This is a genomic window from Clostridium sp. (assembly GCF_022482905.1).
In the GTDB taxonomy this organism is placed as follows: Bacteria; Bacillota; Clostridia; order Clostridiales; family Clostridiaceae; genus Clostridium_B.
The window spans coordinates 2,228,663-2,242,394 of sequence record NZ_JAKVOI010000001.1 but is presented as its reverse complement, the minus strand read 5'-3'; the positions used below and the strand labels follow the sequence as shown (position 1 = coordinate 2,242,394).

Sequence of the window (13,732 nt, the reverse complement as noted above, 5' to 3'; positions counted from 1 at the left end):
GGTTTCATGTGGATAAGGTAAAAATTGCCGTTGTAGGAGTAGGTGCTTTAGGAGAGATGCATGCTGCCAATATTCAAAATAAAATTGCAAATGCAGAGGTAGTTGCAATTTGTGATGGCAAAGACCGTGCTGAAAAAGTGAAAAAAGAACTCAATATAAAATATGCCTATACAGATTTCGATGAAATGATGAAAAATGATGAAATAGATGCACTTGTTATTGCAACTTCTGTTGCTGCTCATAAGTATCAGGCAATTAGAGCATGTGAGAAGCAGATACATGTATTTTGTGAAAAGCCAGTTGGGAAAACAACAGGAGAATGCTTGGAAATTGAGAAAGCTGTTAAGAAAAACGGCGGAAAGATATTTACTGTTGGATTTATGAGAAGGTTTGATCCTTCCTATGCGGCAGCAATGCAGAAAATCAGGGAAGGTGTAATTGGTGAACCAATATTTTTCAGGGGATACAGTTTGGACCCTATAACCGTTGTTCCTTTTCATCTTCAGAGGCAGAGAGAGGGGAATGCAGCATCCTTTTTCAAGGAAATGTCGGTTCATGATGTGGACTTGTCCAGGTGGTATCTAGGTGGGGATTTTGAATCAGTATATGTAAGGGGAGGCGGCTATGTCTACAAGGAATTTGAAAAATACAGGGATGTCGACAACGGATGGTCCATGGTGAATTTTAAAAATGGCAGGTGTGCCTTCATTTATTGTGGACGTACAGCTCCTCAATGTGATGTGGAATCTGAAATAGTAGGTACAGAAGGTACAATTCGTATCGGTACAAATCCTAATAGGACCAGAATGCAGATATATAAAAATTTCAGCGTCATTGATGAATCACTAACTACTTTTTTTGAAAGATGGGAGCAGGCATTTTTATTGGAAATGCAAAATTTTGCAAATTGTATTCAACAAGGAACATTTCCGGAGATTACCGCGCATGATGGTACAATGGCATCAATATCCATTGACATGCTTCAGGAGTCATATGAATCCAATAAGATAATATATGATGGATTTATGTTGCAAAAGTAAAATTTGTTGCAATTATGCATATATGACAATTGCAAGGCAGTATGGACTGAAAGTAGAGAATATAATGCAATGGTAAACGTTTTATATTGCATTATTGCATCAAGGCAACGATTTAAAATATAATAAACTGTTGCCGTATATAGGGTAAAGCCGGTATAATAATGGGATTGTACCGGCTTTTTATTTATAGTTGGAGTATTGGCATTGAAGTTGCTTATATAAATTGGTGTAATAAAAATTATACTATGTGAAAGGAATGATTTTAATGTCTTTAATGACTGGAGAAGAGTATGTAGAGAGTTTGCGTAAGTTGAAATTGAATGTTTATTATTTAGGAGAAAAGATAGACAACCCTGTTGATAATCCGGTGCTTCGTCCATCTCTTAATTCTGTTAAAATGACTTATGATTTAGCCCAGGATCCTCAATATGAAGATCTTATGACTGTAAAATCAAATATAACAGGCAAGAAAATAAATAGATTTACTAATTTGCACCAAAGTGCTGAAGATCTAGTAAAGAAAGTTAAAATGCAGAGATTGTGTGGACAAAAGACTGCTGCGTGTTTTCAGAGATGTGTAGGTATGGATTCCTTCAATGCCGTATATAGTACTACTTTTGAAGTAGACAAACAGTATAATACAAATTATTTTGAAAACTTTAAAAAATTTTTGGCATATGTTCAGGAAAATGATTTGACAGTTGACGGTGCAATGACAGATCCAAAGGGAGACAGAGGATTGTCACCAAGCAAACAGGTTGATCCTGATTTATATTTAAGAGTTGTAGAAAGAAGACCGGATGGAGTAGTTGTAAGAGGAGCAAAAGCTCACCAGACAGGTATATGCAATTCTCATGAAGTACTTGTAATGCCTACTATTGCAATGAGACCTGAAGACAAGGATTATGCAATATCCTTTGCAATACCTACAGATACAAAGGGAATAACCATGATAGTTGGAAGGCAGTCCTGTGATACGAGAAAACTTGAAAAAGATGCGGATATAGATGTAGGTAACAAGAATTTTGGTGGAGTAGAAGCTCTGACGGTATTCGATGATGTTTTCGTTCCAAATGACAGGATATTCTTGAATGGTGAAACTGAATATGCAGGAATGCTGGTAGAAAGATTTGCAGGATATCATAGACAGAGTTATGGTGGATGTAAAGTAGGAGTCGGAGATGTACTTATAGGAGCTGCTGCATTAGCTGCCGAGTATAATGGGGCAGCAAAGGCATCACATATAAAGGATAAACTGATAGAAATGATGCACTTGAATGAAACACTTTATGCATGTGGAATTGCATGCTCAGCTGAGGGATATCCTACAAAAGCAGGAAATTATCAGATAGATCTCTTGCTTGCCAATGTATGTAAGCAGAATGTTACAAGATTCCCTTATGAGATTGTAAGACTTGCAGAAGATATAGCAGGTGGATTGATGGTTACGATGCCTTCTGAAAAGGATTATAAGAGTGCAGAGGTAGGAAAATATGTAAAGAAATATCTTGTAGGTGTTGCATCTGTTCCGTTGGAAAACAGAATGAAAATACTCAGACTTATAGAGAATTTGAGCCTTGGTACTGCTGCAGTGGGATATAGAACTGAATCAATGCATGGTGCAGGTTCGCCACAGGCACAGAGAATAATGATATCAAGACAGGGCAATTTAGCACAGAAGAAAAAGCTTGCAAAGGCTATAGCCAGAATAGAAGATTAGGAGGAGAGGTGTTTTCACCTCTTCTTGAAAATGAGGTGTTTCGTTTATGAATGAGAAAGTGCTCAAGGTTATTGATGAAAAGGTAAGGCCATATTTGAACAGCCATAATGGTGATGTACAGATTCTCGATATAAAGGATGGCGTGGTCAAGATAAGACTTTTGGGACAGTGCGGCAATTGTATCTCTGCTAAATATACTGTACATGACATAATTGAATCTGCCATAAAGAAAGAAATTTCCGGGATAAAAGGGGTTGAACTCATAGATTATATAAGTGAAGATACCTTGAATATGGCGAGAAAAATATTAAGCAAACATGCATAGGGTGATTGATTTTGAATATAGGAATTAAATACTGCGGCGGATGTAATTCAAAATATGACAGGAAAGAATTTCTATATAGCTTAAAGGAGAAATTCAATTTTAATTTTCAAATAGCCAGACCGGGTGAAGTTTATGATGTGGTTATAGTTTTATGCGGGTGCAGCAGCTGCTGTGCGGATCAGAGTGAACTTAAATTCAAATTTCAGAAAATACTTGTAAATTCTAAAGATGATTTTGATGAAGTCCGTAATTTATTAAAAAAGTATTTAAATATGTAAGGGGGAAATAATTTTTTATGAGTTGGGAAGATATATATAAAAGTAGATTGGTTGATGCAGAAGAGGCTGTCTCAAAAATAAAATCAAACAGCAGGGTGGTTTTTTCACACGCAGTTGGAGAACCTTCAGAATTAATAGATGCATTGGTTAAAAATAAAGAAAACTACGAAAATTTAGAAATAGTACACATGGTTGCCATGGGTAAAGGAGAATATGCCAAGCCCGGAATGGAAAAATATTTTAGACACAATTCACTTTTTGTAGGTGCAAGTACGAGAGATGCGGTAAGTTCAGGAAGAGGGGATTATACACCATGCTTCTTCTATGAAGTTCCAAGGTTGTTCAAGAAGGGGTATCTGCCTGTCGATGTAGCACTTATCCAGGTAAGTGAGCCGGATGAACACGGCTACTGCAGTTTTGGAGTTTCAAACGATTACACAAAACCTGCTGCAGAGAGTGCAAAGCTGGTAATTGCGGAAGTCAACAAAAATATGCCAAGGACACTTGGCGATTCTTTCATACATGTATCAAATATTGATTATATGGTGGAAGTTTCACATCCACTTATAGAATTAAAACCGGCCAAGCTTGGAGAAGTTGAGAAATCCATAGGGAGATACTGTGCATCGCTTATTGAAGATGGTTCTACACTTCAGCTTGGTATAGGCGCCATTCCAGATGCAGTACTGATGTTTTTAAAGGACAAAAAAGATCTCGGCATACATTCCGAGATGATATCGGATGGTGTAGTTGAACTGGTGGAAGCAGGTGTTATCAACAACAGCAGGAAGACTCTTCATCCTGGAAAGATAATTGTAACATTCCTCATGGGTACAAGGAAGCTGTATGATTTTGTAGACAATAATCCCATGGTTGAAACTTATCCTGTAGATTATGTTAACAATCCGCTTGTAATTATGAAAAACAGCAAGATGGTTTCAATAAATTCCTGTGTTCAGGTTGATTTAATGGGACAGGTATGTTCCGAAAGTATAGGATTAAAGCAGATAAGTGGTGTTGGAGGTCAGGTCGATTTTGTAAGGGGAACTGATATGGCCGAAGATGGAAAATCCATTATAGCAATACCTTCCACTGCATCACATGGAAAGGTTTCAAGGATAGTTCCACTGCTCGATACAGGTGCAGCTGTTACAACTTCCAGAAATGAAGTGGATTATATAATTACAGAATATGGTATCGCACATCTCAGAGGGAAGACCTTGAAGGATAGAGCCAGAGCATTGATAAATATTGCATATCCCGATTTTAGAGAATCGTTAGAAGAAGAATTTGAAAAAAGATTTAATTGTAAAATTTAATTAAAATTCAAAAAAGGAGAAAATTTATATGGCTTATAAAAGAGAATATGGAAAAGAACAACCATATATACCGGCAGGCCCTTTCAAAATACGTATTCCAGGAGTTCATTACAGATTTGAACTTCCAGATTATATTCAGGGACTTCTAATGTGTGCCGTCTGTCTTGGAGCAATTCCCATGCTCCAGCAGTACTTGGGAATGCCATTTGAAGTTGCATTGGCTATTGTTACCCTCAATGGAGTACTCTATTGTACTCATGTTTTGCTTGGTGACCCAGTTGTACCTGGATGGGTTACTCCTGCCATACCGCTTTTAATGTTGTATGTCAGCGAATTCCCCTTGGGGCCTCAAAGAGTACAGGCACTTATTGCATTTGAATTAAGTCTTGGTGTTTTTGCAGCAGTTCTTGGAATTACAGGATTAGGTAAAAAAGTTATTACACTGATACCTAATTGCATGCAGGCGGGTATAATCATGGGAGCAGGTCTTGCTGCTGTAAATACAGTATTTGGCAAGGGGGGACATTTCGAAAAGTATCCCTGGGCAATTATAATTTGTATAGGTCTTGCATTTTATCTTCTGTTCTCAAACCATTTTAAAAGTTTGAGGAACAAGAATAAAGTTTTTCAGGTTATTTCAAATTTAGGAGTTTTACCATGTGTTTTATTGGCAGTTTTGGTGGGCCCACTTGTTGGAGAGACTGTATGGCCGACTATTAAATGGGGATTTTCAAATCCTTCATTCGGAGAATTATGGAGTAATTGGACGTTCTGGTCCATAGGTTTTCCACCGGCCAAGATGTTTGTTCAAGCTATACCTATGGTATTTTCAGCTTATGTAATATTGTTTGGTGAAATGATACAGGCACAGGCACTTCTCGAAGATGCAGCAAAATCCCGTCCAGATGAATTGATAGACTATAATCCTAATAGAACACATTTGATATTTGGACTTCGTAATTGCCTTATGTCTATTATAGGACCGGATATAACCATGTGCGGACCGTTATGGGCTGCTATGCAGGTTGTTGTATGCGATAGATATAAACATGGGAGAAAGGCAATGGATTCAGTGAACGGCGGTGCAGGATCATTCAGATTCGGAACTTTGACAGGATATTTTCTCATGCCTATAGTTACTTTGGTTACTCCTGTTTTAAATATAGCACTGGCTCTTACCATGTTGATACAGGGATACGTTTCTGTAAGGATAGGTATACTAAAGTCACGTACCATGAATGATCTTGGAATTGCAGGTATAATGGCGGCTGTAATAGTTGCAAGAGGTGCTGCTTGGGGACTTGCTGTTGGTATAGTACTGAGCTTATTGATATTACTTGGAAATAAGAAAAATCTGGATGTAAGTATTTTTACAAGGGAAGAAAAAAAAGATGTAAAGGATAATGTTGGGAGTTGCTAGACAAGTTTGAAATTTCAAGAATGAAAAAAATATGAATCTTTTGTAATTAAGTGATATAATTATTAATAAATATTCAAAAAACAGTAGATTGCTTAAAGCAATCTACTGTTTAAAATACATAATAATAGGAGGTACATATAATGAAAAACAAACTTGTAGTAGTAGGGACTGGACATGTTGGCTCTACAGTGATAAATGCAGGATTGGCCCTCAACCTTTTTTCTGAAATCGTTACTATAGACAAAAATAAGAACAAGGCTGAAGGTGAAGCATTGGATGCAAGCCACAGCACACCTTTTGAATACAATGTCAACACGAAGGTCTATTCGGGGGGCTATGAGGAATGCAGGGATGCTGACGTAATTATAATAGCTGCAGGTCCGAGTATAATGCCTGAAGACAAAGCCGACAGACTTATCCTTGTGGAAAAGAATGTCCCTGTAATAAAAGATGTAATGAGTTCCATAGCTAAATATACTAAAGATGCAGTTATCATAATAATAACCAATCCACTTGATGTCATGGTTTACTATGCACAGAATTTCTTTGGATATCCTAAAAATAAGGTATTTGGAACAGGAACAAGCCTTGACTCTGCACGATTTAGAAGAATTATTGCAAACAAGTACAACGTGGATCCAAAAAGTGTTCAGGGATATATGCTTGGTGAACATGGGAATTCTGCATTTCCTGCATGGAGCCGTTTGAATATTGCAGGAATTTCGTATGACAAGCTTGATAAATACTTTCTTCCGAAAGAACCTCTTGACAGGGATAAAGTTGCAAAGGAAGTGGTACAGGTTGCCTTTGATGTACTTAACCTAAAAAGATGGACAAATGATGGAATAGCTATGGCTGCCTGCAGGTTGGCAAGAGCTGTTGTTTTGAACGAGCATACGGTTCAGCCTGTATCCACTACTCTTGAAGGAGAATATGGATTGACAGAGGTTGCTCTGAGTCTTCCTTCAATAATAACTTCAGAAGGTGTCGAGAGAAGAATTGAAGTGCCTCTTCTGGATGAAGAAATAGAAAAGCTCAGAAAGAGTGCAGGGAGTATCAAAAAGACAATTGAATTGGCTAATTTGGGAAAATAATTTTATATGGAATTATGGGGGTAAACATTATTTTGGATGTTTACCTTTTTATACAAGTAATATGATATATTCCACCAAAGAAAATCCCAGAGGAAAAGAGTACTATAAATTTTGTGAGAATCTTCCACAGGAATTAAGATTTCCCATTAAATTTACGGACAACGGAATTACAGGGAAAATAGATACCATGGATATTTTGAAATTTTTGTTGGCTTGTGATAATGAAGATGATGTCAATTTGCTGGAGAAATGTTTTTCAAAGATTGATTCACTTACTGTGGTATGTCCATTGAGATGTGTTCTTGATATTATGGCAGCTAATGTTTCCAAGGGTGGTGCACTTAAAATTTTATCTGAAAAATTAAATGTAGATTTGAGGAACTTTATTGCTTTTGGGGACAACTATAATGATATTGATATGCTTAAAAGTGTCGGCATGCCGATAGCAATGGGAAATTCAGTGGATGATGTAAAGAAAATTGCAAAATATATAACCACGTCAAATAACGATTCAGGAATTGCATATGCTGTTGATAATTTTATAATGAGGTCGGAGAAATGATATGAGACAATTTAAATTTAGAATTTGGGATAAAAAAAATGGAGACTTTTATATAAGTAGAAATCCTTATCCTGAGTACTTGCTGGAAGAAAAGGAAAGATTTGTGGTAACTGAATTTACCGGATTGAAGGATAGAAGTGGAAAGGAAATTTTTGAAGGGGACATTATAGGTATAAACAATGAGAGCAGCTCTGTAAAGTTACCTGTGAAATTTGGGAGATATTCCTTTGATAAGTTCATAGGTGAATGCGGTGAAGTTAGTGAAAAAACAGAGTTATATGGATTCTATGTGGAAAATGAATACTTGTATGTTCAGATGCTTAAAGAAAATGTAATTGTAGCAGGAAATATTTTTAATCAATAGAAAAGAGAAAACCGTATTGGAGATGTCTCTGATACGGTTTTTTAGTCCAATTTTAATTGTACTTCTTTTCCTTATCCAAGAATATGTTATAGGTTTCATCATCGTAATTGCACATTACAATAGTTTCCAAATCAATATCATCTATTTTGAAAAATTTCGCGGAGGTTTCAAGAAGTATTTCAGCACATCTACCTTTTGGAAATCCAAAAATACCTGAACTTATGGCCGGTATTGATATGGACTTCAGATTATAGGATTCTGCAAGATTCAATACACTCATGACAGCCTTTTTTAATTTTCTTTCCTCGCTGCCTTCTCCCATTATTGGACCTACAGTATGAATGACAAATTTGGAAGGTAAATTGTGGCCGTATGCTATTACAGCCTTCCCTACAGGTAAGGGGCCTATTTCCCCTATGAGTATGTTGCTGTCAGCTTGTATTTGTGGTCCACCTGCCCTTGATATGGCAAGGGCAGCACCGCCACCGTGCTGCATTGAGCTATTTGCAGGATTGACTATGGCATCACTGGTTTCCTTCGTTATATTGCCCTTTTTTATTAGTATCATCTTTTTACCTATTTTAATCATCGTAAAGCCTCCTGATGGATTCATATAATTATATTTTATTTGTTGTGTATGCATATTTCAATTTTTATATAAAAAATCCTTTATAATATGTATTCGACACGTTATAATAAAAATGGATGGTGATGTGTAAAGTGAATGAAAATGATAAAGATGTAAAAACTACGAATATGGTAGCAGCTGCTTTTATGCTCTTTATTTTTCCAATAGTCACAGTCTTTATAGGAGTCTTTGCCGGAGGATATATTGGAAGATCTGCAGGATCATCAATTAAAACGGGACAGATTATTGGAGGGATAGTTGCATTTGCTCTTGCAGTGATATTCATAAAAATATTCGACAAATCTGCTGTGGTAGATGAAAACCAGGAAAAAATTCACTGGGATGACATGTGAATAATATTATTTAATTTTATTTGGTAAATTCTAAAATGAATTTACCTTTTTCTTTTGAATATTTTGATAAATTATTTATATTTATCAAAGTAAACGTAATAAATGTGTTAAAGATTGATTAATCTTTAGAATTATGGCAAATATGATATTAATTAATTATTGATATTGCAATTTTATGCTATAGGTATTACTATATTAATAATACCACAATAAATATGATAAAACATAACAAAATATGAAAGATAATTTTCAGTATGTACATTTATAATACGTCGTAATAATATATAATGCAGCAAAAAGGTGGTGATGATACAAGTGAGAGCAAATCTTGATATTCCATCAGAGACTATTGGTGGATTGGATAAAAATAAAAGATTTTATGCCAATTGGATATTTTCAGTTATACTTTTATGTGTATTTTTATTTTCTTTTACTGTGGGAAGTTACCATTTGCCACTTTCTGAAATTATAAATGTATTTCATTCTAAGATAGCAGGAACAGCTTCTTATTATGGCACGAATGTGGAAAATGTAATATTCAAAGTTAGGATGCCGCGAATTTTTGCGGCGTTGATTATAGGTTGCTCTCTTTCAGGAGCCGGTTCTGCCTATCAGGGATTATTTAGAAATCCAATGGTGGCACCTGATATACTTGGAGCATCTGGAGGGGCCGGCCTGGGAGCAGCTATGGGGCTTTTACTTTCTCTAGGTTCCCTGGAAGTTCAAATCATGTCATTTATATTCGGACTTGCAGCGGTGCTTTTGACGTTTGGAATCAATTCAGCAATAAATCACGGAAGGGAGGGGTCTGTACTCAGTCTCATACTTACAGGAATGGTTATATCAAGTCTAATGCAGTCTTTTATATCTGTAATCAAATATGTAGGTGATCCAGAGGACAAGCTTCCTGAAATAACTTTCTGGCTTATGGGAGGGCTTTCAACTGTGACGACCAGAGATATTATAATTATGATTTTTCCCGTACTTATTGGGACAATTCCACTTTTTGTCTTAAGGTGGAATTTAAATGTACTGTCTTTTGGAGACGAGGAGGCAAGGTCACTTGGTGTTAATACCTACAGGATGAAGGCTGTTGTGATAGTTTGTTCAACTTTGATTACAGCAGCATCAGTATCAATAGGAGGCATAATTGGCTGGGTGGGTCTTATCATACCGCATCTTGCAAGAATGATTGTAGGTCCCAACTATAAAACTGCACTTCCTGCATCAATGCTCATCGGAAGTATATATTTGCTTTTGGTAGATGATATAGCCAGGGGTATATTTACAGTTGAAATTCCCCTTGGAATATTGACTTCATTGATTGGTGCTCCATTCTTTATATATTTGCTTTTGAAAGGGAGGAGGGGATGGATTTGATCATGGATATAAAAAATATATGCTGTGGCTATGGCAGAAAAATTATATTGAGAAATATATCTTTAACTGTAAAGTCAGGGGAAATACTATGTATTCTTGGTCCAAATGGGGCAGGAAAAACGACTTTGTTCAAAACTATACTGGGATTTCTGAAATTGAAATCAGGTGAAATATATATAGACGATGAGGATATAAGCAAATGGGATAGAAAGAGAATGGCAAGGACTATGGGATATGTACCGCAAACACATAATACCCCGTTTCCATTTACAGTGGAAGATGTAGTTGTTATGGGAAGAACATCCCATCTTGGTACAATGAGTTCTCCAGGCCGCATGGATATGAAAATTGCACAAAACAATATGAAGACAATTGGGATAAGTTACCTAAAAGGCAAAATCTATACGGAAATAAGTGGTGGAGAGAGGCAGATGGTGCTTATTGCAAGAGCTCTTACTCAGGAGCCGGATATACTTATTATGGATGAACCTACTTCCAATCTGGATTTTGGAAATCAGATAAGAGTTCTGAGGCAGATTTTAAAACTTTCTAAAGAAGGACTGGCTATTGTAATGACATCACATTTTCCTGATCATGCTTTTCTATGTTCTACCAAGGTAGCCCTTCTGGACAAAAATAATAAATTTATGGTTGGAGCTCCAGATGATATTGTTACTGAAGAAAACCTGAAGAATGCCTATGGAATAAATGTGAAAATTATAGATACAGCCATTGAAGGTGGAAATAAGATTAAATCCTGTGTTCCACTAATTTAGTCAATAATTATTTTAAATTAAGGATGTGAAACTTATGAGAAAAAAATTCAACAATGTAAGGAATTTGCTTATTATTATCTTCTCTGCAGTGTTTTTGTTTGCCGGATGTGGTAAGACCAGTACGAATTCTGGAAATACTGCTCAGGAGAGCAAGGGAAATGTGATTACAGATTCAACTGGTGCAAAGGTAACTGTTCCCGAGAAGATCAACAAAATAGCAGATGCATGGCCGGCACACAATGAAATAGTGGCTATGCTTGGCGGATCTGATAAAATAGTTGCAACTATTGATTCGAAAAAAGCATACCCCTGGCTGTATAAAGTATTTCCAGACATGGACAAAGCTAAGACTATATTCACAAATACAACGGTCAATACAGAAACTCTTGCACAATTAAAACCGGATGTATTGTTCATGCCTACTGAATCAAAATTACTTGCAAAGACAAAGGAACTCGGAATTCCTACTGTACAGCTGATATTTCAGAATTATGACGATTTGAAAAAGGTTGTCAATACAACTGCACAGGTTTTAGGTGGAGATGCCAAGGATAAAGCAGATAAGTACAATTCCTATCTGGACGAAAGACTTAAAGCAGTAAAAGAGGTAACTTCCAAAATACCCGACTCTCAAAAACCCAAAATACTGCATATTGAATCTTTTAAGCCCCTTACAATTGATGGACAAAAAACAATAGTAGATGACTGGATACAGGCTGCCGGTGGTAAAGATGCCGCCGAGATAGAAGGAAACAAGAAACCTGCTTCCATGGAGCAGGTGCTCAAATGGAATCCTGATATAATAATTATGGGAAAAAGTGTATTGAATGATAAAAACAGCCCTATAAAAACACTTGATCAATTGTACAGCAATCCACAGTGGAGTCAGGTAAATGCGGTTAAAAACAAAAAGGTGTATGTAAATCCAATGGGAGTTTTTCTGTGGGATAGATATGGTATGGAGTCGGCACTACAATTTCAGTGGCTGGCAAAGCTTCTTCATCCTGATGAATTTAAAAATCTTGACATGGTGAAAGAAACTCAGAAGTTCTATAAAGAATTTCTGAACTATGATCTTACTGCCGATGATGCCTTGAAGATTTTGAATGCACAAAATCCGGATTAGTGGAAGTTCCCCTTTATGAAGGTTGTGCCTTAAAGGCACAACCTTCAATTTTTGCCCATGAACAAACTTATTATCAATATTATGAATACAACAGCTGTGATCTTTACATACAGAAAATCCTTTTCCTTAAAAAATACTAATATGGAAATACCAACTCTGAATATTGGTATGGCTATCAACAGCATAAGTCCTAAGAGTATTATGGAGTAAGGTTTCAAGGCCATGCATCCATGGAGTATCTCAAAGGGATAAGTCGGATAAAAGTTGCCGGGATACCCGCTGCTTCCAGAGATTAGAAACATTATAAGTCCTATTATTATAACGGCAGAGCTTGTCAGGACTCCTACAAATAAAAACGTGCTTATTATCTTTTCCATCTCTCTTGTATTTTCTTTCAATTTTTTATCATTCATTATAATGCAATCACTCCTTTATACATCATTTGAAGTGCTATATATACGAGAAAGGGTATGAATATCTTTCTTATAGTCTTGTTTTTCATTCGCTTCATAATACGTGCCCCAATGGTAGCACCTGCAAGTACACCAAGTGCTACCGGACCTGCAATTTTGGGATCTATATCACCCCTCAGGAAAAACACTCCGGCACTGGCGGCACCGGTGACTCCCATCATAAAATTACTTGTGGCACTTGATATCTTCATTGGAAGTTTCATAAACAGATCCATGGCCATAACCTTGAAGCTCCCACTTCCTATACCAAGAAGCCCTGATATAATTCCTGCACCATACATTACACCGAATCCACTCGGCACGTTTGCAACTTTATAATCAACGGGTTGTTTTAAAACATCGTCATAATATTGGCCGTTTAATTTAAGTTTTTGTGCAAGTGGATGCTCTATAACGTTATCAGGCAATTCAGTCTTGCCATTTTTGAACATTGCAAAAGCGGAATATAGAAGAAGTAGTCCGAATAACACATAGAGGTAGTTGGCATTTATGATTCCACCTAGAAAGGCACCGGTTATAGCTCCGACTGTTGTTGCTATTTCAAGAAACATGGCAACTCTTATGTTGGTCATTTCATCCCGCACATAAGCTATAGCAGCACCGCTTGAGGTTGCTATTACTGAAATTATGCTTGCTCCTATGGCATATCTTATATCAATTCCAAATATAAGTGTCAATGCTGGAGTAATTACTGTTCCCCCGCCCAGGCCAAGAATAGATCCGGCTATGCCTGCCACAACAGATATCAACAAGATTTCCAGTACTATCAGTGACAAAATATCATCTCCCTGTATTGAACAAAATTTGATTTTCAAGTATTATTATATCAATGATAAGCTTATATTAAAAATATTTATTATCTATTATGTGTATA

16 protein-coding genes are annotated in these 13,732 nt (G+C 36.5%); 13 read left to right on the top strand and 3 right to left on the bottom strand.

Translation table 11 applies throughout. The features are described 5' to 3' along the window. Nucleotides 1-8: 8 nt before the first annotated feature. The 9 genes from LKE46_RS11085 to LKE46_RS11045 all read left to right on the top strand — a co-directional run bounded on the left by LKE46_RS11085 (nt 9) and on the right by LKE46_RS11045 (nt 8,122). A complete protein-coding gene (locus LKE46_RS11085) occupies nt 9-1,040 on the top strand; it encodes a Gfo/Idh/MocA family oxidoreductase (protein ID WP_291721974.1) in 1,032 nt (343 codons plus the stop codon). A 265-nt stretch (nt 1,041-1,305) separates the two neighbouring features. After that, the gene (locus tag LKE46_RS11080; RefSeq protein ID WP_291721973.1) at nt 1,306-2,760 is read left to right on the top strand and encodes a 4-hydroxyphenylacetate 3-hydroxylase family protein; all 1,455 of its coding nucleotides are present in this window, start codon (nt 1,306-1,308) and stop codon (nt 2,758-2,760) included. A 46-nt stretch (nt 2,761-2,806) separates the two neighbouring features. After that, nucleotides 2,807-3,085, top strand: coding sequence for a NifU family protein (locus LKE46_RS11075; protein ID WP_291721972.1), 279 nt, complete (start codon nt 2,807-2,809; stop codon nt 3,083-3,085). An 11-nt stretch (nt 3,086-3,096) separates the two neighbouring features. Beyond that, entirely contained in the window at nt 3,097-3,363 is a 267-nt protein-coding gene (locus LKE46_RS11070; RefSeq protein WP_291721971.1) for a hypothetical protein, read from the top strand. Nucleotides 3,364-3,380: 17 nt separating this feature from the next. Further along, complete coding sequence (locus tag LKE46_RS11065) at nt 3,381-4,682, top strand: acetyl-CoA hydrolase/transferase family protein (protein ID WP_291721970.1); 1,302 nt, start codon at nt 3,381-3,383, stop codon at nt 4,680-4,682. Nucleotides 4,683-4,710: 28 nt separating this feature from the next. Next, nucleotides 4,711-6,102: a hypothetical protein gene (locus LKE46_RS11060; RefSeq protein WP_291721969.1), complete on the top strand. Its 1,392-nt coding sequence runs from the start codon at nt 4,711-4,713 to the stop codon at nt 6,100-6,102. 140 nt (nt 6,103-6,242) lie between these two features. Further along, nucleotides 6,243-7,196: an L-lactate dehydrogenase gene (locus LKE46_RS11055; protein WP_291721968.1), complete on the top strand. Its 954-nt coding sequence runs from the start codon at nt 6,243-6,245 to the stop codon at nt 7,194-7,196. Then, nucleotides 7,147-7,758: an HAD hydrolase family protein gene (locus tag LKE46_RS11050; protein ID WP_291721967.1), complete on the top strand. Its 612-nt coding sequence runs from the start codon at nt 7,147-7,149 to the stop codon at nt 7,756-7,758. Before LKE46_RS11055 ends, LKE46_RS11050 begins: the two co-directional genes overlap by 50 nt. 1 nt (nt 7,759) lies before the next feature. Beyond that, complete coding sequence (locus tag LKE46_RS11045; protein ID WP_291721966.1) at nt 7,760-8,122, top strand: YopX family protein; 363 nt, start codon at nt 7,760-7,762, stop codon at nt 8,120-8,122. A gap of 52 nt (nt 8,123-8,174) precedes the next feature. Here the strand turns inward: LKE46_RS11045 and LKE46_RS11040 are convergent, their stop codons facing one another. Continuing rightward, nucleotides 8,175-8,711: a macro domain-containing protein gene (locus LKE46_RS11040; protein ID WP_291721965.1), complete on the bottom strand. Its 537-nt coding sequence runs from the start codon at nt 8,709-8,711 to the stop codon at nt 8,175-8,177. 131 nt (nt 8,712-8,842) lie between these two features. On the opposite strand from LKE46_RS11040, the gene LKE46_RS11035 reads away from it, so the two are divergent. The 4 genes from LKE46_RS11035 (at nt 8,843) to LKE46_RS11020 (ending at nt 12,385) form a co-directional block, all read left to right on the top strand. Next, nucleotides 8,843-9,103: a SoxR reducing system RseC family protein gene (locus tag LKE46_RS11035; RefSeq protein ID WP_291721963.1), complete on the top strand. Its 261-nt coding sequence runs from the start codon at nt 8,843-8,845 to the stop codon at nt 9,101-9,103. A gap of 315 nt (nt 9,104-9,418) precedes the next feature. Beyond that, complete coding sequence (locus LKE46_RS11030; protein WP_363316191.1) at nt 9,419-10,483, top strand: FecCD family ABC transporter permease; 1,065 nt, start codon at nt 9,419-9,421, stop codon at nt 10,481-10,483. Continuing rightward, entirely contained in the window at nt 10,480-11,259 is a 780-nt protein-coding gene (locus LKE46_RS11025; protein ID WP_291725665.1) for an ABC transporter ATP-binding protein, read from the top strand. The genes LKE46_RS11030 and LKE46_RS11025 overlap by 4 nt, the downstream gene beginning before the upstream one ends. A 34-nt stretch (nt 11,260-11,293) precedes the next feature. Continuing rightward, nucleotides 11,294-12,385 carry an ABC transporter substrate-binding protein gene (locus LKE46_RS11020; protein ID WP_291721957.1) on the top strand — a complete coding sequence of 364 codons (1,092 nt, stop codon included), beginning with the start codon at nt 11,294-11,296 and terminating at the stop codon, nt 12,383-12,385. Nucleotides 12,386-12,429: 44 nt separating this feature from the next. Here LKE46_RS11020 and LKE46_RS11015 read toward each other — a convergent pair whose 3' ends face one another. Together LKE46_RS11015 and LKE46_RS11010 are read right to left on the bottom strand one after the other, a co-directional pair. Then, on the bottom strand, nt 12,430-12,798 hold the full coding sequence (locus LKE46_RS11015; RefSeq protein ID WP_291721953.1) for a DUF1634 domain-containing protein: 369 nt from the start codon (nt 12,796-12,798) through the stop codon (nt 12,430-12,432). After that, a complete protein-coding gene (locus LKE46_RS11010; RefSeq protein ID WP_434735193.1) occupies nt 12,798-13,634 on the bottom strand; it encodes a sulfite exporter TauE/SafE family protein in 837 nt (278 codons plus the stop codon). Before LKE46_RS11010 ends, LKE46_RS11015 begins: the two co-directional genes overlap by 1 nt. Nucleotides 13,635-13,732 lie beyond the last annotated feature (98 nt).